General features: G+C 72.1%; 20 protein-coding genes and 1 tRNA gene. 11 read left to right on the top strand and 10 right to left on the bottom strand.

What is annotated here, in order from left to right; translation table 11 throughout:
• Positions 1-58: 58 nt before the first annotated feature.
• Positions 59-610, top strand: coding sequence for an SUKH-4 family immunity protein (locus IE142_RS03785; RefSeq protein ID WP_191884345.1), 552 nt, complete (start codon positions 59-61; stop codon positions 608-610).
• On the opposite strand, the gene IE142_RS03780 is transcribed toward IE142_RS03785, so the two are convergent.
• Positions 581-653: transfer RNA gene (locus IE142_RS03780), tRNA-Cys, on the bottom strand. The genes IE142_RS03785 and IE142_RS03780 overlap by 30 nt on opposite strands.
• 193 nt (positions 654-846) lie before the next feature.
• Here IE142_RS03780 and IE142_RS03775 point away from each other — a divergent pair.
• The 4 genes from IE142_RS03775 to IE142_RS03760 all read left to right on the top strand — a co-directional run bounded on the left by IE142_RS03775 (position 847) and on the right by IE142_RS03760 (position 6,124).
• Positions 847-2,292, top strand: coding sequence for an MFS transporter (locus tag IE142_RS03775; RefSeq protein ID WP_191884344.1), 1,446 nt, complete (start codon positions 847-849; stop codon positions 2,290-2,292).
• 152 nt (positions 2,293-2,444) lie between these two features.
• On the top strand, positions 2,445-4,241 hold the full coding sequence (locus IE142_RS03770) for a DEAD/DEAH box helicase (protein WP_191884343.1): 1,797 nt from the start codon (positions 2,445-2,447) through the stop codon (positions 4,239-4,241).
• Between the two features lie 301 nt (positions 4,242-4,542).
• Entirely contained in the window at positions 4,543-5,199 is a 657-nt protein-coding gene (locus IE142_RS03765) for an IclR family transcriptional regulator (RefSeq protein ID WP_043372479.1), read from the top strand.
• Positions 5,200-5,332: 133 nt separating this feature from the next.
• Complete coding sequence (locus tag IE142_RS03760) at positions 5,333-6,124, top strand: S16 family serine protease (RefSeq protein WP_191884342.1); 792 nt, start codon at positions 5,333-5,335, stop codon at positions 6,122-6,124.
• A 30-nt stretch (positions 6,125-6,154) separates the two neighbouring features.
• On the opposite strand, the gene IE142_RS03755 is transcribed toward IE142_RS03760, so the two are convergent.
• The 5 genes from IE142_RS03755 to IE142_RS03735 are packed head-to-tail and all read right to left on the bottom strand — an operon-like array spanning position 6,155 to position 10,415.
• Entirely contained in the window at positions 6,155-7,147 is a 993-nt protein-coding gene (locus IE142_RS03755) for a glycine betaine ABC transporter substrate-binding protein (RefSeq protein ID WP_191884341.1), read from the bottom strand.
• Positions 7,144-7,998: an ABC transporter permease gene (locus tag IE142_RS03750; RefSeq protein ID WP_191884340.1), complete on the bottom strand. Its 855-nt coding sequence runs from the start codon at positions 7,996-7,998 to the stop codon at positions 7,144-7,146. The genes IE142_RS03755 and IE142_RS03750 overlap by 4 nt, the downstream gene beginning before the upstream one ends.
• Complete coding sequence (locus IE142_RS03745; protein WP_191884339.1) at positions 7,995-9,260, bottom strand: betaine/proline/choline family ABC transporter ATP-binding protein; 1,266 nt, start codon at positions 9,258-9,260, stop codon at positions 7,995-7,997. Before IE142_RS03745 ends, IE142_RS03750 begins: the two co-directional genes overlap by 4 nt.
• On the bottom strand, positions 9,253-9,900 hold the full coding sequence (locus IE142_RS03740) for an ABC transporter permease (RefSeq protein ID WP_191884338.1): 648 nt from the start codon (positions 9,898-9,900) through the stop codon (positions 9,253-9,255). Before IE142_RS03740 ends, IE142_RS03745 begins: the two co-directional genes overlap by 8 nt.
• Positions 9,901-9,932: 32 nt before the next feature.
• Entirely contained in the window at positions 9,933-10,415 is a 483-nt protein-coding gene (locus IE142_RS03735; protein ID WP_191884337.1) for an Lrp/AsnC family transcriptional regulator, read from the bottom strand.
• Positions 10,416-10,541: 126 nt separating this feature from the next.
• Here IE142_RS03735 and hppD point away from each other — a divergent pair, with 126 nt between their 5' ends.
• Positions 10,542-11,687 carry a 4-hydroxyphenylpyruvate dioxygenase gene (hppD, locus tag IE142_RS03730; protein WP_191884336.1) on the top strand — a complete coding sequence of 382 codons (1,146 nt, stop codon included), beginning with the start codon at positions 10,542-10,544 and terminating at the stop codon, positions 11,685-11,687.
• Positions 11,688-11,696: 9 nt separating this feature from the next.
• On the opposite strand, the gene IE142_RS03725 is transcribed toward hppD, so the two are convergent.
• On the bottom strand, positions 11,697-13,094 hold the full coding sequence (locus tag IE142_RS03725) for a tetratricopeptide repeat protein (RefSeq protein ID WP_191884335.1): 1,398 nt from the start codon (positions 13,092-13,094) through the stop codon (positions 11,697-11,699).
• Between the two features lie 92 nt (positions 13,095-13,186).
• Here IE142_RS03725 and IE142_RS03720 point away from each other — a divergent pair, with 92 nt between their 5' ends.
• On the top strand, positions 13,187-14,635 hold the full coding sequence (locus tag IE142_RS03720) for an FAD-binding oxidoreductase (RefSeq protein WP_370466281.1): 1,449 nt from the start codon (positions 13,187-13,189) through the stop codon (positions 14,633-14,635).
• 42 nt (positions 14,636-14,677) lie between these two features.
• Here the strand turns inward: IE142_RS03720 and IE142_RS03715 are convergent, their stop codons facing one another.
• Complete coding sequence (locus IE142_RS03715) at positions 14,678-15,097, bottom strand: SsgA family sporulation/cell division regulator (protein ID WP_191884333.1); 420 nt, start codon at positions 15,095-15,097, stop codon at positions 14,678-14,680.
• Positions 15,098-15,349: 252 nt separating this feature from the next.
• On the opposite strand from IE142_RS03715, the gene IE142_RS03710 reads away from it, so the two are divergent.
• The gene (locus IE142_RS03710) at positions 15,350-16,951 is read left to right on the top strand and encodes an RDD family protein (RefSeq protein WP_191884332.1); all 1,602 of its coding nucleotides are present in this window, start codon (positions 15,350-15,352) and stop codon (positions 16,949-16,951) included.
• A 275-nt stretch (positions 16,952-17,226) separates the two neighbouring features.
• Entirely contained in the window at positions 17,227-18,033 is an 807-nt protein-coding gene (locus IE142_RS03705) for an RDD family protein (RefSeq protein WP_191884331.1), read from the top strand.
• Between the two features lie 37 nt (positions 18,034-18,070).
• Here IE142_RS03705 and IE142_RS03700 read toward each other — a convergent pair whose 3' ends face one another.
• Positions 18,071-18,364, bottom strand: coding sequence for a hypothetical protein (locus tag IE142_RS03700; RefSeq protein ID WP_370466280.1), 294 nt, complete (start codon positions 18,362-18,364; stop codon positions 18,071-18,073).
• Positions 18,365-18,773: 409 nt separating this feature from the next.
• Here IE142_RS03700 and IE142_RS03695 point away from each other — a divergent pair, with 409 nt between their 5' ends.
• Together IE142_RS03695 and IE142_RS03690 are read left to right on the top strand one after the other, a co-directional pair.
• Positions 18,774-21,122 (top strand): immune inhibitor A domain-containing protein, encoded by a 2,349-nt coding sequence (locus IE142_RS03695; protein WP_191884329.1) that lies wholly within the window; start codon positions 18,774-18,776, stop codon positions 21,120-21,122.
• A gap of 146 nt (positions 21,123-21,268) precedes the next feature.
• Positions 21,269-21,610 carry a hypothetical protein gene (locus IE142_RS03690; RefSeq protein WP_043372516.1) on the top strand — a complete coding sequence of 114 codons (342 nt, stop codon included), beginning with the start codon at positions 21,269-21,271 and terminating at the stop codon, positions 21,608-21,610.
• A 16-nt stretch (positions 21,611-21,626) separates the two neighbouring features.
• On the opposite strand, the gene IE142_RS03685 is transcribed toward IE142_RS03690, so the two are convergent.
• Positions 21,627-22,214 carry a nicotinamidase gene (locus IE142_RS03685; RefSeq protein WP_191884328.1) on the bottom strand — a complete coding sequence of 196 codons (588 nt, stop codon included), beginning with the start codon at positions 22,212-22,214 and terminating at the stop codon, positions 21,627-21,629.
• Between the last annotated feature and the right edge of the window lie 39 nt (positions 22,215-22,253).

The raw sequence follows: 22,253 nt of genomic DNA, 5'->3' as shown, positions 1-22,253 counted from the left end.
TGGGGTCGGCCGACGCTCCCACCGCTCACAACGCGCTCACGCACACTCGGGGGAGACGATGCACGAGGTCACGACGGACACGTCGACGCGGACACCGGCGCGCGTGCCGCTGTTCTGGACGTCGGCGGCGGTGATCGGCTGCCTCCTGCTGTCGGCGGGCCGCCGCACGGCGTCCGGCCTGGCCCTGGACCTGTCGTACCGCTTCCTGGTGGGCGAGTTCGGCCGGGGACGCGTGGCCCGCTTCGAGGACATCGACTTCCCGCCGGCCCTCACCCACGAGCCCACCCGCCGCTTCCTGCGCGAGACCGGCCTGCCGGAGCACGGGTTCCCCCTCGACGCGGACGACGACGGGATGCCGCTGCCGACCCTGGCGGAGCACTACGGCGACGGGGCCCCGGAGGAGGCGGGCGACCACCTCGTCAGGTTGGGCCGCCTGCCCGACGGCAGCGACGTGGTCGTGGACGGCCTGACGGGCACGGTCCTGACCTGGCACCCGTCCGACGCGAGCCTGCGCCCGCTCACCCCGGACGTCTCGACCCTCGTCTTCACGCTCTGGCTGCTGCGCCGCGCGGGCGCATCGGAGGCCGTGGCGGGATTCGAACCCGCGTAACCCGCTTTGCAGGCGAGCCCCTGGGCCACTCGGGCACAGGCCGTGTCACTGACGCGGTGACCCGACCGTAGGCCGGGGCGAGGGAAGGGCTCAAGGCATCCGGAGGTCCCGCAACACGACTGCCACACACCGTTCATGAAGGCACCTGGGCGACGGGAGTCGTACGACCAAGGTCCCGGTCCCGTACCGCCTCCCGACAGGGGTCAAAGCGTGCTTCGGCCCTTACGCTGACGACCATGACCGTCCCTGAGCCCCGCGACACCGACGTCGCCGTCCCCGCCCCCGTCGGCCCCACGCCGCCCGTCGACACCGTGCTCAGTCGCACCTACCGCGCCCTGAGCGTCGGCATCGTCTCCGTCGTCGTGCTGATCGCCTTCGAGGCGACCGCGGTGGGGACGGCGATGCCGGTGGCGGCGCGGGAGCTGGACGGGGTGTCGCTCTACGCGTTCGCGTTCTCCGGGTACTTCACGACCAGCCTGTTCGGGATGGTGCTCTCGGGGCAGTGGTCGGACCGGCGGGGGCCGCTGGCGCCCCTGACGAGCGGGATCGCGGCCTTCGCGGTGGGACTGGTGCTGTCCGGGACGGCCGGGGCGATGTGGCTGTTCATCGTCGGCCGGGCCGTGCAGGGACTCGGCGGCGGACTGGTGATCGTCGCGCTGTACGTCGTCGTCGGGCGGGCCTACCCCGAGCGGCTGCGGCCCGCGATCATGGCGGCGTTCGCGGCGGGCTGGGTCGTCCCGTCGATCGTCGGCCCGCTGGCGTCCGGCGCGGTGACCGAGCACCTGGGCTGGCGCTGGGTGTTCGTCGGCATCCCGGTGCTGGTCGTGATCCCCCTGGCCCTCGCGCTGCCGCAGATTCGCAGCCGCGCCGCCGGCCCGGTGGGCGGGGCGGCTGCGCCGGCTTCCTCCGACCGCCGCCGCATCCGCCTCGCCCTCGCCATCTCACTGGGCGCCGGTCTGCTCCAGTACGCCGCCCAGGACCTTCGCTGGGCCTCCCTGTTGCCCGGCGCGGTGGGCGTGGCGCTGCTCGTGCCGGCGGTCCTCGGGCTGCTGCCGCGCGGCACCTACCGGGCGGTGCGCGGCCTGCCCTCCGTCGTCCTGCTGCGCGGTGTCGCCGCCGGTTCCTTCGTCGCCGCCGAGTCCTTCGTGCCGCTGATGCTGGTCACCCAGCGCGGTCTCAGCCCCACGCTGGCCGGTCTTTCGCTGGCCGCGGGCGGTGCGACCTGGGCCGCGGGCTCCTGGATCCAGTCCCGCGCACGCCTCGAACCCCACCGTGAGCGCCTGATGACCCTCGGCATGATCCTGGTGGCCGCGGCCATCGCCACGGCACCGAGCGTGCTGATCGACGCCGTCCCCGCCTGGACGGTGGCCGTCGCCTGGGGCTTCGGCTGCTTCGGCATGGGCCTGGTGATCTCTTCCACCAGCGTGCTCCTGCTCAAGCTCTCCGCCCCCGAGGAGGCCGGCACCAACTCCGCCGCCCTCCAGATCTCCGACGGCCTCTCGAACGTGGTCCTGCTGTCGGCCGGGGGAGCGGCCTTCGCCGCCCTCGGCGGCGGCACGGTCAGCCACGCGGCGACCGAGGCGACCGGCTCCCACCCGGCCGCGTTCGCCGCGGTGTTCCTGCCGATGGCGGGGGTGGCGCTGGTGGGGGCGTGGGTGACGACGCGGCTGCGTCAGCGGTGAACCGCCGAGGGGCACGGGACCGCCGCGACGGCTGTGACGTCCGTCCCACCCGGGGGTGACCCGCCCCGGTGTGCGCGTCGACCGCGCCGGGCCGCCGGTAGGGTGGCCCGGTTGTCATACGTGGCCGAGCCGTTCTACCCCTTTCGGAGACCGTGACTACCACCGCCAGCTCCAGCACCTCGCACCACCTCTCCCCGGCCTTCCCCGGCCGTGCCCCGTGGGGCACCGCCAGCAAGCTGCGGGCCTGGCAGCAGGGGGCGATGGAGAAGTACCTCCAGGAGCAGCCCCGGGACTTCCTCGCGGTCGCCACCCCCGGCGCCGGCAAGACCACCTTCGCGCTGACGCTGGCGTCCTGGCTGCTGCACCACCACGTCGTGCAGCAGGTGACCGTCGTCGCGCCCACCGAGCACCTCAAGAAGCAGTGGGCCGAGGCCGCCGCCCGGATCGGGATCAAACTCGACCCCGAGTACAGCGCCGGCCCGCTCAGCCGCGAGTACCACGGCATCGCCATCACCTACGCCGGCGTCGGCGTGCGCCCGATGCTGCACCGCAACCGCTCCGAGCAGCGCAAGACCCTCGTCATCCTCGACGAGATCCACCACGCCGGTGACTCCAAGTCCTGGGGCGAGGCCTGCCTGGAGGCGTTCGAGCCGGCCACCCGCCGGCTCGCGCTGACCGGTACGCCGTTCCGCTCGGACACCAACCCGATCCCCTTCGTCACGTACGAGGAGGGCAACGACGGCATCCGCCGCTCCGCCGCCGACTACACCTACGGCTACGGTTCCGCGCTCGCCGACGGAGTCGTCCGTCCCGTGATCTTCATGAGCTACAGCGGCAACATGCGCTGGCGCACCAAGGCCGGTGACGAGATCGCGGCCCGGCTCGGCGAGCCCATGACCAAGGACGCCGTCAGCCAGGCCTGGCGCACCGCGCTCGACCCGCGCGGCGAGTGGATGCCCGCCGTGCTGCGCGCCGCCGACCAGCGGCTGACCGAGGTCCGCAAGGCCATCCCGGACGCCGGCGCCCTCGTCATCGCCGCCGACCAGGACTCCGCCCGCGCCTACGCCAAGCTGATCCGCGAGATCACCGGCAGCAAGGCCACCGTCGTCCTCTCCGACGACGTCGGCGCCTCCAAGAACATCGACACGTTCAGTCAGAGCACCGACCGCTGGATGGTCGCCGTGCGCATGGTGTCCGAGGGCGTCGACGTGCCGCGCCTGGCGGTCGGGGTGTACGCCACCACCATCTCCACCCCCCTCTTCTTCGCCCAGGCCGTCGGCCGCTTCGTACGGTCCAGGCGGCGCGGCGAGACCGCGTCCGTGTTCCTGCCGACCGTGCCCGACCTGCTCACCTTCGCCAACGAGATGGAGCGCGAGCGCGACCACGTCCTCGACAAGCCCAAGAAGGAGGGCGAGGAGGACCCCTACGCCGAGTCCGAGAAGGAGATGGACGAGGCGAACCGGGAGCAGGACGAGGACACCGGCGAGCAGGAGCAGTTCGCCTTCGAGGCGCTGGAGTCCGAGGCCACGTTCGACCGGGTCATGTACAACGGCGCCGAGTTCGGCATGCAGGCCCACCCGGGCAGCGAGGAGGAGCAGGACTACCTCGGCATCCCGGGGCTGCTGGAGCCCGACCAGGTGCAGCTGCTGCTCCAGAAGCGGCAGGCCCGGCAGATCGCGCACAGCCGCAAGAAGCCCGACGACGAGGCCGACCTGCTCGAACTGCCCGCCGAGCGGCGGCCGGTCGTCTCCCACAAGGAGCTGATGGAGCTGCGCAAGCAGCTCAACACCATGGTCGGCGCCTACGTCCACCAGAGCGGCAAACCGCACGGCGTGATCCACACCGAATTGCGCCGCGTCTGCGGCGGCCCGCCCAGCGCGGAGGCCACCGCCGGGCAGCTGCGCGAGCGCATCGCCAAGGTGCAGGAGTGGGCCACCCGCATGAAGTGACGGGCGGGAAGCGGGCGGCGTCCGCGTGCGCTGTACGTACCCGGACAAACACAGCCAGTCCGCACCGGCCGCCGCCCGGATTCTGGACGGAGCCTTCCGCTGAGCGAACCTGGTCGCTACTGTCCCGCTACGCACACGCCCCGTGGCAGCGCCGCCGCGGAGCGCAGCCGTGAAGCGACTGGGCCGGGCACAGGGCCGGGCCGTCAGCCGATCGGCGGCCTCTGAAGCGCGTCACCGACGGGACTCGGTGACGCATCCGCCGCGAGGGGGCCGCCGACCTCACCACTAAGGAGTGGGCGTCGTGACCGCGGAGACCTCTCAGACGCTCGACCGGGGACTGCGGGTCCTCAAGCTGCTGGCCGATACGGACCACGGGCTGACCGTCACCGAGCTTTCCCACAGACTGGGCGTGAACCGGACGGTCGTGTACCGGTTGCTGGCCACGCTGGAGCAGCACGCACTCGTACGCCGTGACCTGGGCGGACGCGCCCGGGTCGGGCTGGGGGTGCTGGGCCTCGGCCGCCAGGTGCACCCGCTGGTGCGCGAGGCGGCGATGCCGGCGCTGCGGTCGCTGGCCGAGGACATCGGGGCGACGGCCCATCTGACGCTGGTGGACGGGGCGGAGGCGCTGGCCGTGGCCGTCGTCGAGCCGACCTGGACGGACTACCACGTGGCCTACCGGGCCGGCTTCCGGCACCCGTTGGAGCGGGGGGCCGCGGGCAAGGCGATCCTCTCCGCGCGGCAGCAGGCGCAGCCCGCCGAGGAGGGGAAGTGGCCGGGCTACACCCTGACCCACGGGGAGTTGGAGGCCGGTGCCTGTGGGGCGGCCGCGCCGCTGCTCGGGGTGACGGGGGTGGAGGGCAGCGTGGGCGTGGTGATGCTGGCGGACGTGGTGCCGGAGCGGGTGGGGGCGCGGGTGATGGACGCGGCTCGTGAGGTGGCCGAGGCGTTGCGGTGACGCCGCTCGGCCGGTGCGCGGCGCGGGCGCCGGCGCGGGGTGCGTCGCGCGGAGTGTGCGGCTGCCCGCGGCGGGGGCGGCGGGCGGTTGCCCACCGGCCTGCGCGGCAATGCCCTCGCGTTAGATTGACCCCGTGCTTCCTCGTCTCACGCGTCCCCAGGTTCTCGCCGTCTGTGCCGCCCCCGTGGTGGCGCTCCTCACCACCGCCGTGTTCGCGCCGCTGCCGTTCGCGGTGGCGCAGCCCGGGGCGACGGCCGACGTGCTCAAGGAGTACCAGGGCGACGAGGTGATCAGGATCTCGGGCGCGCCCACCCGGGACACCGAGGGCCAGCTGCGGATGACGACGATCGTGGCGACCGGCCCCGACGCGCACGTGTCGCTCGGTGACGTGCTCGGCAACTGGTTCGACACCGACCGGGCGGTCATGCCGCGGGACGCCGTCTACCCCGAGGGCGACGACGTCAAGGAGATCGAGAAGTACAACTTCGACCAGATGCGGGAGTCCCAGAACACGGCGACGACGGCCGCGCTGAACCACCTGGACCTCGACGGGTCCGACATCGACGTGAAGCTGGACCTTGGGGACGTCGGCGGCCCCAGCGCCGGTCTGCTGCTCTCCCTCGGGATCATCGACAAGCTGGATGGCGACGGCCGGGGCGGCGATCTGACCGGCGGCCGGATCATCGCCGGTACCGGCACGATCACCGCCGGCGGCAAGGTCGGCGCGGTCGGCGGCGTACCGCTGAAGACGCAGGCCGCCCGGCGGGACGGGGCCACCGTCTTCCTGGTGCCGAAGGCGGAGTGCTCGGACGCGCAGGCCGAGCTGCCCGAGGGGCTGCGGCTGGTCCCGGTGACCACGCTGGAGGGCGCGGTCGACGCCCTGCGGGCCCTGAGCACGGGCAAGGGCGAGGTCCCCGCCTGCTGAGCTGAGCCGGGCGGTCCGCCCCACGGCTTCTCAGCCCTCCTTCACGAAGCCCTTCTCGATCATCCAGTCCAGCGCCACCTGGTGCGCGTCCTGCCCGTCCACGTCGACCCTGGCGTTCAGGTCCCGGGCGACGTCGTTGTTCAGTGCCTTGGTCACCGGCGCGAGCACGGAGGCGATAGCCGGCCACTTCTTCAGGGTGGCGGTGCGGATCATGGGGGCGGCGTTGTAGTTCGGGAAGAACTTCCTGTCGTCCTCCATCACCACCAGGTTCATCGACTTGATCCGCCCGTCGGTGGTGTACACCTCGCCGTAGGCGCAGGCGCCGTCGGCGGTCTGGGTGTAGATGATGCCGGTGTCCATCTCCGTGATGTTCCGGGCCGGGATGTCCATCCCGTACGCCCTCTCCATGCCCGGCAGCCCGTCCGCGCGGTTGGCGAACTCGACCTCCACGCACAGCGTCACCGCGCCCGGGTCCCTCTTCGACAGCTCGGCCGCCTCGGACAGCGTCCTCGTGCGGTACCTCTTGTGGTTCGCCTGGTTCATGGCCAGCGCGTAGGTGTTGTTCAGCGCGGCAGGCGGCAGCCAGGTCAGCCCCTTCCCCAGGTCCTCCTTGCGCACCGCCTCCCACTGCTCATGCGGGTCGGGGATGGGTTCGCCGTGCCCGAGGTACGTGATCCAGGCGGTGCCCGTGTACTCGTACGTGGCGTCCGCGTCGCCGTTCTCCACCGCCGCCCGGGTGCCGACCGAGCCCTGGATACCGGTGCGGTCCAGGACCTCCGCGCCCGCCGCCTGGAAGGCGATGCCCATGATCGCGCCGAGCACGAGTTGCTCGGTGAACTGCTTGGACACCACGGTCAGATCGGCGCCCTCGAGCGGCCGCCCCTGCCCGATCGTGCCGGGCTCGACGTCGTCGACCATGGGGGAGCCGCTGGTCAGCCCGCAGCCGGAGGCCGCCACCAGCAGCGCAGCCGTCAGCAGCCACGCACGGCGTCGTCCGCCGCCCCGTCCCGTGCGCGCGCTCATGTCCGCACCTCCAGGCCGCGGGGCCGCAGCAGCAGTTCGGCGAGCGAGGCCAGCCAGTCCACCAGCAGTGCCAGGGCCACCGTGAGGATCGAGCCGAGGACGAGGACCGGCATCCGCTGGCTGGTGATCCCCGTGGTGATCAGGACGCCCAGGCCGCCGCCTCCGCCGAAGACCGCCAGCGTCGCCGTGCCGACGTTGAGGACGAGGGCGGTGCGCACCCCGGCCAGGATCAGCGGGACGGCCAGCGGCAGCTCCACCCGCGTCAGCACGCCCAGCGGGGACATGCCGATGCCGCGGGCCGCCTCCAGCAGCGTCGGGTCGTTCGCCTTGAGGCCCGCGATGGTGTTGGAGAGCACCGGCAGGACGGCGTAGACGATGATGCCGATCAGGGCGGCCCGGCGGCCGATGCCCAGCCAGATCACCAGCAGCGCCAGCAGGCCGATCGCCGGGGTCGCCTGTCCCATGTTGGCGAAGGCCATCGCCACCGGCGTCGCCTTCTTGAACATCCGGCGGGTGAGCAGGATGCCCAGCGGAATCGCGATGATCAGCACGAAGAAGGTGGAGATCACGGTCAGCTGCACGTGCTGCCACAGCGCCTTGGTGACCTGGCCGTCGGACAGGGCGTTCCGGCTCAGCGCGTCCAGGGCGGCCTGCCGGAACCACAGCCAGGTCGCCAGCAGCACGGCGACCAGGAGCGCGGGCAGGAAGGTCAGCTTCCGCCAGCCGACCCGCCGCTCGGTCGCCGCCGGGGACGGGGGAGGGGGCTCGTGCTCGAACTCGTCCGCGTCCTCGTAGGCCGGTTCCTCGACACCGCGCCCGCCCTCGGGCCGCCGGCCGGCAGAAGCGCTCACGCCTTCGCCTCCCCTCCGGGACCTCCGACGCCCCCGAAGCCCTCCTGCTCCGCGTGGGTCTGCTCGGCCCGCGTCTCCTCCAGGTCGTGCTGGTGCTCCAGCGCGTCCAGCCGGTCGGCCTCCAGCAGCTCGTGCACGGAGTTCAGCAGCGTCTCCATGTCGACGACGCCCTCGTACTCGCCGCGCCGTCCGGTGACCGCGACCCGCCCCGTGTTGTCGGTGAGCACCGCCTCCAGCGCGTCCCGCAGGGTCGCGTCCCGGGTCACCGTGTCGTGGACCAGCGCCCCGGCCCGCGCCAGCGAGCCCTTGGCCCGCATCAGGTCGCCGCGCCTGAGCCATTTGTAGGGGCGGCGGCGCCGGTCCAGGAGCAGGATCTCGTTGGTGCCGGCCGCCCGGAGCTGGTTGAAGATCTGCTGGAGCGGGTCCTCGACGGTCACCGTCGGGTAGTCGGTGATGCCGACGTCCCGCACCCGGGTCAGGTTCAGCCGCTTCAGCGCCGCTCCCGCGCCCACGAAACCGGAGACGAAGTCGTCCGCCGGGTTGGTGAGGATGGCCTCCGGGGTGTCGAACTGCGCGATGTGGGAGCGCTCGCGCAGCACCGCGATCCGGTCGCCCAGCTTGATCGCCTCGTCGAAGTCGTGGGTGACGAAGACGATCGTCTTGTGCAGCTCGTGCTGGAGCCGGATCAGCTCGTCCTGGAGGTGGTCCCGGGTGATGGGGTCCACCGCGCCGAAAGGCTCGTCCATCAGCAGCACCGGCGGATCGGCAGCCAGCGCCCGCGCCACGCCCACCCGCTGCTGCTGGCCGCCGGACAGCTGGCGCGGGTAGCGGCCGTGGAACTCCCCGGCGTCCAGCCCGACCAGGTCGAGCATCTCCTCCACCCGGGACCGGATGCGGGACTTCGACCAGCCCACCATCTTCGGTACGAGCGCGATGTTCTGGGCGACGGTCATGTGGGGGAACAGACCGGAGGACTGGATCGCGTAGCCGACCTTGCGGCGCAGCTTCACCGGGTCGATGTCGGTGACGTCCTCGCCGTTGATGCGGATGCGGCCGCCGCTGGGCTCGATCAGCCGATTGATCATCTTCAGGGTGGTGGACTTCCCGCAGCCGGAAGGGCCGACGAGGACGACCGTCTCGCCCGCCTGGATCTCCATCGACACGTTCTCGACGGCCGGCTGCGGATTGCCGGGGTAGCGCTTGGTGAGCGACTCCAGCTCGATGGTCGCCCCGGTGGTGGCGTTGCGGCCGTTCTCAGACACGGATCCCCCTCGGGATGGTCAGCCGTCCGAGCAGGACGTACGCGGCGTCGAACAGCAGCGCCAGGACGATGATCCCGAGCGTGCCCGCGAGCACCAGGTTGAGCGCGTTCTCGCTGCCCAGCGAGGCGATCCCGCGGAAGATCTCGTTGCCGAGCCCCGGCCCGGAGGCGTAGGCGGCGATGGCGGCGATGCCCATCAGCATCTGCGTGGAGACCCGGATGCCGGTGAGGATCGGCGGCCAGGCCAGCGGCAGCTCCACCCGCAGCAGCCGCGCCGCCCGCGACATGCCGATGCCCTTGGCCGCGTCCACCAGCGCCGGGTCGACCCCGCGCAGGCCGACGATCGAGTTCCGCACGATCGGCAGCAGCCCGTACAGCGTCAGCGCGGTCACCGTCGGCGGCACGCCCAGGCCCACGATCGGGATGAGCAGACCGATCATGGCCAGCGACGGGATGGTCAGGATGGTCGACGTGCCCAGCGTCGCCAGGTTCCCCGCCCAGTCGCTGCGGTAGGTGAGGACGCCGGTCAGGACGCCGATCAGGGTCGCCACGACCATGCACTGGAAGACGGCGCTGGCGTGCTGGTAGGCGTCGGCGAGCAGCTGCTGGTGGCGGCTGCCCAGGAACTCCCAGAAGTTCACGCCCGCTCACCTCCGGGAACGTCGGACCGGCCTCAGTCGCGTCTGCCGCCGTCCTCGGCCGCCTGCTCAACCAGCGGGATGATCCGCAGCGGAACGGGGTTCTCCATGACGATCGCCGTGGCGGCCCGGACGATGCCATCAAAACCGACAACCCGGTCGATCACCCGCTGGAGATCGGCGTTCGAGCGGGCCACCAGCCGGCACAGCATGTCCCCCGTACCGGTCGTGGTGTGCAGCTCCAGGACCTCCGGCACCGTCGCCAAGTGCGCCCGTACGTCGGACCCTTGACCCTGGCGGATCTCCAGCGTCGCGAACGCGGTCACCGGGTATCCGAGCGCCGCCGGGTCCACCTCGGGACCGAAGCCGCGGATGACTCCGTTCGACTGAAGCCGGTCCAGGCGCGCCTGCACGGTGCCGCGCGCCACCCCCAGTCGCCGGGACATCTCCAGCACCCCGACCCGCGGCTCCCGCGCCAGCAGCCCGATGATCCGCCCGTCCAGCCGGTCTATCCCCATCCCGCGCCCCCTCCAGGCTGGTCATCCTGTACAGATCGCCCGCCCGTCCCGCCGTGTCACTGGTCAGGTTGCCCAGTGAAAACACGAACTATTGCGCACCTTGCAGACGCGGGAGACCCTGCGGCTATGACGCAGACCACACACCACACTCCCGACACCGCCCGGCAGGCCGACCCCTTCCCGGTCAAGGGAATGGACGCGGTCGTCTTCGCCGTGGGCAACGCCAAGCAGGCCGCGCACTACTACTCCACCGCCTTCGGCATGCAGCTCGTCGCGTACTCCGGACCGGAGAACGGCAGCCGCGAGACCGCGAGCTACGTCCTGGAGAACGGCTCCGCCCGTTTCGTCTTCACCTCGGTGATCAAGCCGTCCTCCGAGTGGGGTGAGTTCCTCACCAAGCACGTGGCCGAGCACGGCGACGGGGTCGTCGACCTCGCCATCGAGGTCCCCGACGCCCGCGCCGCCCACGCCTACGCCGTCGAGCACGGCGCCCGCTCCGTCGCGGAGCCGTACGAGGTCAAGGACGAGCACGGCACCGTCGTCCTCGCCGCCATCGCCACGTACGGCGAGACCCGCCACACCCTGGTCGAGCGCACCGGCTACGACGGCCCCTACCTGCCCGGCTACGCCGCCGCCGAGCCGATGGTCCAGCCGCCCGCGCAACGCACCTTCCAGGCCGTGGACCACTGTGTCGGCAACGTCGAGCTGGGCCGCATGAACGAGTGGGTCGGCTTCTACAACGAGGTCATGGGCTTCACGAACATGAAGGAGTTCGTGGGCGACGACATCGCCACCGAGTACAGCGCGCTGATGTCCAAGGTCGTCGCGGACGGCACCCTCAAGGTGAAGTTCCCGATCAACGAGCCCGCCGTCGCCAAGAAGAAGTCCCAGATCGACGAGTACCTGGAGTTCTACGGCGGCGCCGGCGTCCAGCACATCGCGCTGAACACCAACGACATCGTGCAGACCGTCCGCACCATGAAGGCGAACGGCGTCCAGTTCCTCGACACTCCCGACTCGTACTACGACACGCTCGGCGAGTGGGCCGGCGAGACGCGCGTGCCCGTCGAGACGCTGCGCGAGCTGAAGATCCTCGTCGACCGCGACGAGGACGGCTACCTGCTGCAGATCTTCACCAAGCCGGTCCAGGACCGCCCGACCGTCTTCTTCGAGATGATCGAGCGGCACGGTTCCATGGGCTTCGGCAAGGGCAACTTCAAGGCCCTGTTCGAGGCGATCGAGCGCGAGCAGGCCAAGCGCGGCAACCTCTGACACAGCCGGCTACCGGGGCGGGTCCTCCACCGAGGGCTCGCCCAGCTCCGCCAGCGCCCGCCTCGCCTCCGGCGCCCGCAGCGGCGAGAAGTACGGGTTGATCATCAGCGCCTCCCGCAGATGCCGCCGCGCGGGCCCGTACCGCTCCAGCCCCCGCTCGATCACCCCCCGGTGGAAGACGTACAGCGCGCTGCGCACCCCGCCGCCCTTGTCGCCGTCCGTCGCGATGGCCGCGAACTCCAGCGCCTCCTCGTGCTCACCGGCGCGGTGCAGCGCCCAGCCCAACGCGTCGGCCACCGCGATCCCCGGCTGCCGCCCCCACTCCTCGCGCAGCAGCCGCACCGCCCGGGCCGGGTCCCCGTGGTCCGCCTCGAACCGGCCGAGCACCAACCGCTCGTCCGCCCCTGCCGCCTCCACGTCCCGCACCCGCTCCCGCAGCAGGTCGTACTGCACCCGGGCCGCCTGCCCGAGCCCCAGCGACTCGTACAGCTCGCCCAGCTCCAGCGCGTACTCGGGTTCCGGCCGCTTGGCCAGCGCCGCCTGGTACGCCGACAGTGCCTCCGTCGTGCGGCCCAGCGCCGCCAGCGCCCGCCCCTGCCCAACCTGCGCGGCCCGCTGGTCGGGGTCGGTGCGCAGCGCCTCCTCGAAGAACCGCAACGCCTCCTCCCGCTCCCCGCGCTCGAACGCCAGCCGCCCGGCCTGCTCCAGGTACGCCGCCCGCTCGGCCGGCGTTTCGGCGGCCGCCGCCGCGTCGGAGATCCGGGCCTGCGCGTCCTCCCGCCAGCCCCGGTCCCGGTAGACCGCCGCCGCCCGCGCTCCCGTCGCCGGCGCGTCCGGGCGCAGCTCCTTCAGCTTCTCCAGGGCCCGTCCCACACCCTTGTCGTCGCCGAGCCCGGTGTACGCGTCGATCAGCACCGCGTGCGCCGTCCACCGCTTCGGCGCCGCCTTCACCGCGCTCTCGCCCCACTTCTTCGCCGCCGGGAAGTCCCGCCGCGCCACCGCCAGCGTCGCCAGCCCCTCCAACGCCTGCGGGTTGCGCTCCGCCCCGACCTTCAGGGACGTGTGCAGCGCCTTCTCGGCCTTCGCCCAGTTCGCCACGTCCGCCGTACGCCGCCCCTGCTCGACGTAGGCGGCGCCCAGCACCGCCCACGATGCCCCGTCCAGCGGCTGCGCCCGCAGATGCCGCTCCCGGTCACCGATCAGCACCGCCAGGTCCGGCAGCGCGGCCGGCACCCCCGTGGTCACCGCACCGCGCGCCAGCGCCGCGGGGCCCGGCGCGGGCGGGGAGGCGTCACCCCCGTTCCACGGCAGCAGCACCAGAACCCCGCCGAGTACGGCGGCCCCGGCGACGGAGGCGATCAGCACCCGGTTCCGGCGGCGGGAGCGCCGCCCGTGTTCGATCTCCATGGCGCCTACTGTGCGCCCGTACGACAAGCACACCGCGGCTTGCGCCGGGTGCCGCCGACGGGGTTCACACCGATGGCCCCGGGTGCGAACCTGTGATCATGAGCCGTATCGAAGCGCCTCGCGACGAAGACGACGCGGCGGCCGCGGCGACGTCGGGCCCCGCCCCGGCGGTCCCCGGCACCCTCGTCGACCGGCTGCTCGCCGGACTGCCCGCCGACTCCGTCCTCACCGACCCCGACATCACGACCTCCTACGCCAACGACATGGCGAGCTTCTGCCCGGCGGGCGCCCCCGCCGTGGTCGTCCTGCCGCGCACCGTGGAGGACGTCCGGCACGTCATGCGCACCGCCACCGAGCTGCGCGTCCCGGTCGTCCCGCAGGGCGCCCGCACCGGCCTGTCCGGCGGCGCCAACGCCACCGACGGCTGCGTGGTCCTCTCCCTGACCAAGATGGACCGCATCCTGGAGATCAATCCCGTCGACCGCGTCGCCGTCGTCGAACCGGGCGTCGTCAACGCCGCCCTCTCCCGCGCGGTGAACGAACACGGCCTGTACTACCCTCCCGACCCCTCCAGCTGGGAGATGTGCACCATCGGCGGCAACATCGGCACCGCCTCCGGCGGCCTGTGCTGCGTCAAGTACGGGGTGACCGCCGAGTACGTCCTCGGCCTGGACGTCGTCCTCGCCGACGGCCGCCTGATGTCCACCGGCCGCCGCACCGCCAAGGGCGTCGCCGGATACGACCTCACCCGCCTCTTCGTCGGTTCCGAAGGGTCCCTCGGCATCGTCGTACGCGCCGTCCTCGCGCTGCGCCCCAAGCCGCCCGAGCAGTTGGTGCTGGCCGCCGAGTTCGCCTCCGCGTCGGCCGCCTGCGACGCGATCTGCAAGATCATGGAGGGCGGACACGTCCCTTCTCTCCTCGAACTGATGGACCGTACGACCGTCAAGGCGGTCAACGACCTCGCCCACATGGGTCTGCCGGAGACCACCGAGGCCCTGCTCCTGGCCGCCTTCGACACCGCCGACCCGGCCGCCGACCTCGCCGCCGTCGGCGCGCTGTGCGAGGCGGCCGGCGCCACGCAGGTGGTCCCCGCCGACGACGTCGCCGAGTCCGAACTCCTCCTCCAGGCACGCCGCCTGTCCCTCACCGCCCTCGAAGCGGTCAAGGGCACGACGATGATCGACGACGTGTGCGTGCCCCGGTCGAGGCTCGGCGACATGCTGGAGGGCATCGAGCGCATCGCCGCGAAGTACGACCTGACCATCGGCGTCTGCGCCCACGCGGGCGACGGCAACACCCACCCCACCGTCTGCTTCGACGCCCAGGACCCCGACGAGTCCCGGCGGGCCCGAGAGTCCTTCGACGAGATCATGGGCCTCGGCCTGGAACTCGGCGGGACCATCACGGGCGAGCACGGGGTGGGCGTACTGAAGAAGGAGTGGCTGGCGCGCGAGATCGGTCCCGTGGGACTGGAGATGCAGCGGGCCGTCAAGCAGGTCTTCGACCCGCTGGGCATCCTCAACCCGGGCAAGCTCTTCTGACCCCCGCCGCTCCCGCGTGCCCCGCACGCTCCGCACGGGTCCTCACGGGGTGAGCAGCTCGGCCAGCCCGTCGTCGAGGCCGAGCTGCCCGCGCTCGGTCCCCGGCGGCACCGCCCGCAGGGTCCGCTCCAGCCAGGCCGACACCTGCGCCGACGGCGCTTCGAGGAGCGCGTCGCCGTCGGGACTGCTCAGTGCCATCAGCACGACGCTGCGGCCGTCCGCCTTCGACGGCCACACGCGTACGTCCCCGTGCCCGCACGGCCGGAAGACCCCCTCCACCAGCAGGTCGCGGGCGAACGTCCAGTGCACCGGGTGGCCGGAGTTGATGTGGAAGGTGACGTGGACGGCGTACGGATCGTCGGCGTAGTAGGCGAGCCGTGCCGGTACCGGGATGGCGCGCTCGGGTGACAGGACGAGCATCAGTTCCAGCTCGCGTTCCACGACGGTCGGGTTGGGGCGCATGGCGGGTTGTCCTCTCTCGTTCGGTCCGCACAGGCCGCCTGGAACGGGCCCGCACGAGTGAGAGCGACGTGGGCCGTGAGCGTTACGCGGGTTCGCGGAACTTTTTCCATCTCGTCTGTCCCCGGTGTGAAGGTCCATGCACGAGGTTGCCCGGAAAGGGGTGGGTCCGGCGGGACCGGCGGTGCGGATTGCGCCCGTCTGATAGATGTTGAGCCCCCGAACCAACCCCCGAGCAGATACGGGACGACGGACATGAGCGCCCCAACCCCGGCCCCTGGCGACGACAGGCCCCGCGAAGGGTATTACCCGGACCCGTCCATTCCTGGATATGTCCGTTACTGGAACGGCGCCTCCTGGGTGCCGGGCACCAGCCGGCCCGCCCCCGAGGACGGCGAGCCGCTCGCGCCGCCGCCCGGCGTGCGGCCCTCCGTGGAGGAGACCGGCCCGCACTTCTTCGACGAGGACCCGGTCGAGGACCCGCCGCACGCCGCCGCGTCCCAGCACGGCAGCCGTCCCGAGCCGGCCGCGTCCTGGGCCGCCGGCCGCTCCGACCGGTCCGGCTCCGTGGACGCCCACGGCTCCGTGGTCGCGTGGCCGGGCCCGGCCGGGGCGACGGACCCGAGGGTCGCGCACGCGCAGGGGGCGGAACCGGCCCGGGGAGCGGTGGCGGACGCCGGTGACGGGTCGGCCGGCCCCTCGGGCGCGGGGGGCGCTCGAGCCGGGGTTTCCGGTGCCGGTGCCGCTGATGGGGCTCCCGTCGGTTCCGGTGCGGGCGGGGACCCTGCCGGGGCTGCCGCGGGCGGTGCCGCGGCTGCTGGCGGTGACGGGGCCGCGCGGAACGACGACGCCGGTACCGCGCGGGCGGACACCCCGGCCCGGTCCGCGTCCGGCGGCGAGGCGGAGGCCGGTTCGGGCAACACCTTCGTCTTCGGGCGCCCGGCGGCAGGGCCCGGCGCCCGGGCCGGCCGGCCCTCGAACGACACCGCCGAGGACGAGGGCACGATCACCTTCCGCGCGGTCCCCCCGCGCGCGGGCGGCACGGAGGGCCCGGGCTTCGGCGCCGGCAAGGCCGCGGCGCGCGCCGCCGCCCCGCAGGCCCCCGCGCCCACGGCCCCTTCCGGCCCGCAGCCGCCGGCCGGTCCGCCCGTTCCCCACCAGGCCGCCGCCCCCCAAGCCGCCGCTCCTCAACCCGTCGCGTCGCCGCCGCAGCCCGCCGCCTCCGGTCCGGTCGCGGCCGGCCCCGGCGGTGGTCAGTCGTCCTGGGCGCAGCAGGTGCACCGGCTCGCGGGTGCCGGCGAGGGCGAACAGCCCGTCGCGCCGTGGAAGCCTCCGGTGGAGGACGTGTTCCAGGCCGCCGCCCGGCGGCAGGCGGCGGCCCGCCCCGCCGGGCTCGGCAAACGGCTGGCCGCCCGGCTGATCGACACCGTCGTCCTAGGGGGCGTCACCGCCGTGGCCGCCGTACCGCTCGGGATCAAGGCGGTCGACCACGTCAACGGCAAGATCGACGAGGCCAAGCTCTCCGGCGAGACGGTCACGGTCTGGCTGCTCGACGGCACGACCTCCACATATCTGGGCATCGTGCTGGCCGTCCTGCTCCTGTTCGGCGTCGTCTACGAGGCGCTGCCCACCGCGAAGTGGGGCCGCACCCTGGGCAAGAAGCTGCTCGGGCTGGAAGTTCGGGACATCGAGGCCCACGAGCCCCCGTCCTTCGGCGCGGCCCTGCGCCGCTGGCTGGTCTACAGCGTCCCCGGCGTCCTGGTCATCGGCCTGGTCGGCGTCGTCTGGTGCCTGTTCGACCGCCCGTGGCACCAGTGCTGGCACGACAAGGCGGCGAACACGTTCGTCGCGGGCTGACTTGGCGGGGGGCTTCGGGGCCGGGTGCGGGTGAGTGGAGGCTGGTCGCGCAGTTCCCCGCGCCCCTTGGGGCAGGTGCGGTGGACGCGCCCCAGAGGGGCGCGGGGCTGTACCCGGTATGCGGCTCCGCCGCGTGGGTGCGAGCGCCCACGACGCACCCGCACCCGCCGACGCACAATCAGCCCCGCCCCGATCGCGTCGGACCACGCACCCTCCGTCCCCTGGACGGCCCTCCGCCGGATGCGCCGTAATAGAGCCCGAGGTCCACTCGGGACATGAGCAGCGAACCGCCCCCCGGCTCCGGCGGGCAGCCGCCGGAAGACGACCCGTTCGAAAAGCGCCCCCCGCACGGCAGCACCGGCCAGCCCCCGCCGTCCGGCGGCAGCGCACCCCCGCCTCCCGGCAGTGGCGGTCCCTACGGTGCCCCGCCTCCCGGCAGTGGCGGTCCCTACGGTGCCCCGCCTCCCGGCAGTGGCGGTCCCTACGGTGCCCCGCCTCCCGGCAGTGGCGGTCCCTACGGTGCCCCGCCCCCCGGCGGCGGAGGCCCCTATGGCGCACCACCCCCCGGCGGCGGAGGCCCCTACGGCGGTGATCCCTACGGCGGCGGCTCCTACCCCACCGACCCCCTCGCCGGCATGCCCCCGCTCGCCGACAGCGGCCGACGCACCCTCGCGCGAATCATCGACATGATCCTCGTGGGCATCGTGGTGTGGCTGCTCAGTTGGGCGTTCAACGTCCAGGAGTACCAGGTGGACGGCGAGGACATCTCGGTCGGCAGATCGTTCGGGCAGTCGCTGATCGCCGCGGTGCTCTACATCGCCTACGACACCTACATGACGGCGAGGACGGGACAGACCCTCGGCAAGAAGTGGCTCGGTCTGCGCGTGGCCAACCTGGACGACGGCGCCACACCGTCGGTGCAGACGTCCCTGATCCGGGCGCTGGTGCTGTGGATCCCGTTCGCCTTCTGCTGCGCCTGCGTCTGGACGATCATCGCGGGCGGCTGGAGCTTCTTCGACCGGCCCTACAAGCAGGGCCTGCACGACAAGGCCGCCAAGACGGTGGTCGTCAGCGCCCGTTGACGAACCGGGAGCCGACCGACGCCGGGAGGCGACGGCGTCAGGCGGCGCGGCCGCGGGCCGGTTCGCCCGCTCCCGCGGAGACCCGGGCGGCCGGCACGGGTTCCCGGTCCGCCGCGCGCTCCGCGGTCGGGACGGAGGCCATCGTGCGGGTCGGCCTGGCCTGGGGGACCGTCATGGCGACCAGCAGCCCGAGGGCGAGCGCCGCGACGGCGATGACAGCGACTCCGGGACCCGAACTCGTCTGCGACAGCAGCAGCATGGCGAGCGTCGAGAAGATCACGGTGCACGTACCGTAGGCGAACTGTGCGGCAGTCGGACGGGGCATGGCCATCGTGTCCTCGAAAGACAATCTGGGGGTGAGACCGGCTGTCGGCCTGGCTTTCCGCCGGCTTCCGGGCGTTCCGCCAAGCGACTCTAACCCGCTGTGTGCCCGGGGGGAAACAGTGGTAAGCCCGCCCTTACCTTCGGGGCCGATGCACGGGGGGCGCACGGATTCATGACGTCCGGGAAGCGGACGGTACCGCGCGCCCGCGGAGGTGGCGGCCGTCACGCCGCCGCGTCCGCAAAGCGAACGCCGACTCCGCATAGTGCACTTGTTCTGCTCAAGTCAAGGTCTGTCTTTTCCGGTGAACCTCTAGTCAAATGTCGTCACTTGAATACACGCGTTGATCACGTGTGCGCGGACTCTGCTCTGTCCTTGTCCCCCCATCCGCGCGCGTGCACGCGGGGGAGGAACTCGAGTGACCAGTAGATCCTGGACGTTCAGAGCGGCGGCGACCACCGTCGCCCTCGCCGCCGCCACGGCCACGCTCTCGGCGGGCGTCGCGCAGGCGGACTCGCCCGCCAAGCCGGAGGCCGTGGACCGCCACGACCCGCACCCCGCGAAGGACATGCACTCGCATGACCTCAAGGGTCCGCTGAGCGACACTCAGGCGGCCCAGCGCGAGGAGGCCCTGAAGCAGGTCATCTCCGGCAAGGCGTCGGTGAAGAAGAAGGACGGCTCCAACGTCGTCCAGCTCAAGAGCAAGAAGGGCGACGCCAAGTACGTCGAGCTCGGCCGGGAGAAGACCGACAAGATCTTCACCATCCTGGTCGAGTTCGGGGACAAGGTGGACAGCCGCTACGGCGGCGACCCGGGCCCGCTGCACAACCAGATAGCCAAGCCGGACCGGAAGACCGACAACTCCACGGCCTGGAAGGAGGACTACGACCAGCAGCACTTCCAGGACCTGTACTTCGGTTCCGGCAAGGGCGTCGACTCGGTCAAGACGTACTACGAGAAGCAGTCCTCCGGCCGTTACTCCGTCGAGGGCGAGGTCTCCGACTGGGTCAAGGTCCCCTACAACGAGGCCCGCTACGGCAACAACGCCTGCGGCGCCACCAACTGCCCGAGCGTGTGGAACGTCGTCAGCGACGGCCTGACCGCCTGGGTCGAGCAGCAGAAGGCGGCCGGCCGCACCGACGCCCAGATCAAGGCGGACGTCGCCCGCTTCGACGAGTGGGACCGCTACGACTTCGACGGCGACGGCGACTTCAACGAGCCCGACGGCTACATCGACCACTTCCAGATCGTGCACGCCGGTGAGGACGAGTCCGCCGGCGGCGGCGCCCAGGGCACCGACGCGATCTGGGCCCACCGCTGGTACGCCTTCGGCACCGACGCCGGCGCCACCGGCCCGGGCGGCAACAAGCTGGGCGGCGCGCAGGTCGGCTCCACCGGTGTCTGGGTCGGCGACTACACCATCCAGCCGGAGAACGGCGGACTCGGCGTCTACGCCCACGAGTACGGCCACGACCTCGGCCTGCCGGACCACTACGACACCGCCGGCGGCGAGAACTCCACCGGCTTCTGGACGCTGATGTCGTCCGGCTCCTGGCTCGGCACCGGCCGCAACGAGATCGGCGACCTGCCCGGCGACATGACCGCCTGGGACAAGCTGCAACTGGGCTGGCTGAACTACGACACCGCCAAGGCGGGCGTGAACTCCTGGCACAAGCTGGGCGTCGCCGAGTACAACACCAAGCACAAGCAGGCGCTGGTCGTCGAGCTGCCGAAGAAGGCGGTCACCACCGAGATCACCACCCCCGCCGAGGGCAGGACCCAGTGGTGGAGCGGCAGCGGCGACAACCTCAAGAACACGCTGAGCCGTTCGGTCGACCTGACCGGCAAGTCGAAGGCCGAGCTGACCTTCGACGGCTGGTACGACATCGAGGCCAACTACGACTACCTCTACACCGAGGTCTCCACCGACGGCGGCGCCAACTGGACCGCCGTCGACGGCACGGTGGACGGTCAGCCGATCCCGCGCGACGCCGCCGACAAGCCGGCCCTGCACGGCACGCTCGACGCGTACACGAAGTTCGCGTACGACCTCGACGCCTACGCCGGCCAGGAGATCGACCTCCGCTTCCGCTACCAGACCGACGGCGGCGTGGCCCAGAAGGGCTTCACGGCCGACTCGATCAAGGTCACCGCGGACGGCGTGGCGCTGTTCACCGACAACGCCGAGAGCGCGGACGCCGCCTGGACGGCCACCGGCTTCTCCCGCGTCGGCGCGTCCTTCACCAAGGACTACGCCCAGTACTACATCGCCGAGAACCGGCAGTACGTGTCGTACGACAAGACGCTGAAGACCGGCCCGTACAACTTCGGCTTCACGGACCGCCCGAACTGGGTGGAGCACTACGCCTACCAGAACGGCCTGCTGATCTGGAAGTGGGACACCTCCCAGGCGGACAACAACACCAGCCAGCACCCGGGCACCGGCCTGGTCCTGCCGGTCGACTCGCACCCGACCGCGATGAAGTGGAAGGACGGCACCCTGCTGCGCAACCGCGTGCAGGCCTACGACTCGCCGTTCAGCCGCTACCGCACGGACGGCATGACGCTGCACAAGGCGGACGTCGCGAAGTACTTCCCGGGCTCGAAGGGCGTCTCGGTCTTCAACGACCGCGAGAACGACTACTACGACGAGTCGAACCCGACCGGTGGCGTCAAGATCACTGACACCAACACGAAGATCAAGATCCTCAAGGAGGCCAGGAACGGCTCGACGATCGAGCTCGAGGTCGGTCCTGCGGGCAGGTAAATGACATCTGCCCAGGTCAGAGCATGATCGGCGGCGACCCTCTGGCGGGTCGCCGCCGATCCGTGTTTAGGTGCGTCCTGTGGTTCTCTTATTGACACCTGGTCCGAGAAGCGGACCGGCACCGGCTGACACGGGGGTATGACCGCATGGCCGCAGGAGGCTTCAGCAAGCTGCCGAACGGCACGGTGGTGGTGGCACTCAACCTGCCCAGCCCCGCCACGCCCGGTGGCAGCGTGCGCGTACTCGTCCACGCCCACAACCGGGCGCGCGCCCTGACCAGGCTGCGCAACCTGGGACTGCGGGCGGTCTATCTGCGGGGCAACGCCGCCCCGCCGACCCCGGACGAGATCACCGCGGTCCTGCACCACCCCGACGGCCTCATATGGCGCACCGCCCCGGTGGCCGGTGTCACGGGCGGCCCGGAGCTCGTCCAGGAGCTGTGGCACCCGATCCGGGCGCTCCTGAGACGCCCGGCGCCGCAGGCGTAGCGCGGTCCGGCGGGCGCTACTGGACGACCGGCTTCCCGGACAGCTCCACGCCCGCCTCCCGCAGCTCCTCCACCGCCCGCTCGGTGGTCTCGGGGGTCACCCCGGCGGTCAGGTCGAGCAGCACCTGCGTGCGGAAGCCCTCGCGGGCCGCGTCCAGGGCGGTGGCCCGCACGCAGTGGTCGGTGGCGATGCCCACCACGTCGACCTCGTCGACCTCGCGGGCGCGCAGCCAGTCGGCGAGCGTCGTGCCGTTCTCGTCGGTGCCCTCGAAGCCGCTGTAGGCCGCCGAGTACGCTCCCTTGTCGAAGACGGCGTCTATCGCGCCGGAGGCGACGGCGGGGGCGAAGTTCGGGTGGAAGCCGACGCCCTCCGTGCCGGCCACGCAGTGCGCCGGCCAGGAGTGGACGAAGTCGGGGTTGTCGGCGAAGTGTCCGCCCGGCGCGACGTGGTGGTCGCGGGTGGCCACGACGTGGCGGTAGCCGGCGGGCGCCTGCCCGATCAGCTCGGTGATGGCGGCGGCCACGTCGGCACCGCCGGTCACCGCAAGGCTGCCTCCCTCGCAGAAGTCGTTCTGCACGTCTACGACGATCAGGGCGCGGCGCATGGTCGGTGTCCTTCGGCTGGGTCGGCTGGGGTAGGAGGG

The sequence above is a fragment of the Streptomyces mutabilis genome (genome assembly GCF_014649815.1).
Taxonomy (GTDB): domain Bacteria; phylum Actinomycetota; class Actinomycetes; order Streptomycetales; family Streptomycetaceae; genus Streptomyces; species Streptomyces mutabilis.
The sequence above is the reverse complement of the archived record's forward strand: the minus strand, read 5'-3'. Positions and strand labels throughout refer to the sequence as shown.

What these genes read in the sequence shown, in the direction of transcription:
- IE142_RS03755 (WP_191884341.1), bottom strand. Translation starts at nt 7,147, where the DNA reads ATGAGCGCGCGCACGGGACGGGGCGGCGGACGACGCCGTGCGTGGCTG.
- IE142_RS03715 (WP_191884333.1), bottom strand. Translation starts at nt 15,097, where the DNA reads ATGCGCCCCAACCCGACCGTCGTGGAACGCGAGCTGGAACTGATGCTC.
- IE142_RS03735 (WP_191884337.1), bottom strand. Translation starts at nt 10,415, where the DNA reads ATGGGGATAGACCGGCTGGACGGGCGGATCATCGGGCTGCTGGCGCGG.
- IE142_RS03700 (WP_370466280.1), bottom strand. Translation starts at nt 18,364, where the DNA reads ATGGCCATGCCCCGTCCGACTGCCGCACAGTTCGCCTACGGTACGTGC.
- IE142_RS03725 (WP_191884335.1), bottom strand. Translation starts at nt 13,094, where the DNA reads ATGGAGATCGAACACGGGCGGCGCTCCCGCCGCCGGAACCGGGTGCTG.
- IE142_RS03705 (WP_191884331.1), top strand. Translation starts at nt 17,227, where the DNA reads ATGAGCAGCGAACCGCCCCCCGGCTCCGGCGGGCAGCCGCCGGAAGAC.
- hppD (WP_191884336.1), top strand. Translation starts at nt 10,542, where the DNA reads ATGACGCAGACCACACACCACACTCCCGACACCGCCCGGCAGGCCGAC.
- IE142_RS03775 (WP_191884344.1), top strand. Translation starts at nt 847, where the DNA reads ATGACCGTCCCTGAGCCCCGCGACACCGACGTCGCCGTCCCCGCCCCC.
- IE142_RS03710 (WP_191884332.1), top strand. Translation starts at nt 15,350, where the DNA reads ATGAGCGCCCCAACCCCGGCCCCTGGCGACGACAGGCCCCGCGAAGGG.
- IE142_RS03690 (WP_043372516.1), top strand. Translation starts at nt 21,269, where the DNA reads ATGGCCGCAGGAGGCTTCAGCAAGCTGCCGAACGGCACGGTGGTGGTG.
- IE142_RS03685 (WP_191884328.1), bottom strand. Translation starts at nt 22,214, where the DNA reads ATGCGCCGCGCCCTGATCGTCGTAGACGTGCAGAACGACTTCTGCGAG.
- IE142_RS03785 (WP_191884345.1), top strand. Translation starts at nt 59, where the DNA reads ATGCACGAGGTCACGACGGACACGTCGACGCGGACACCGGCGCGCGTG.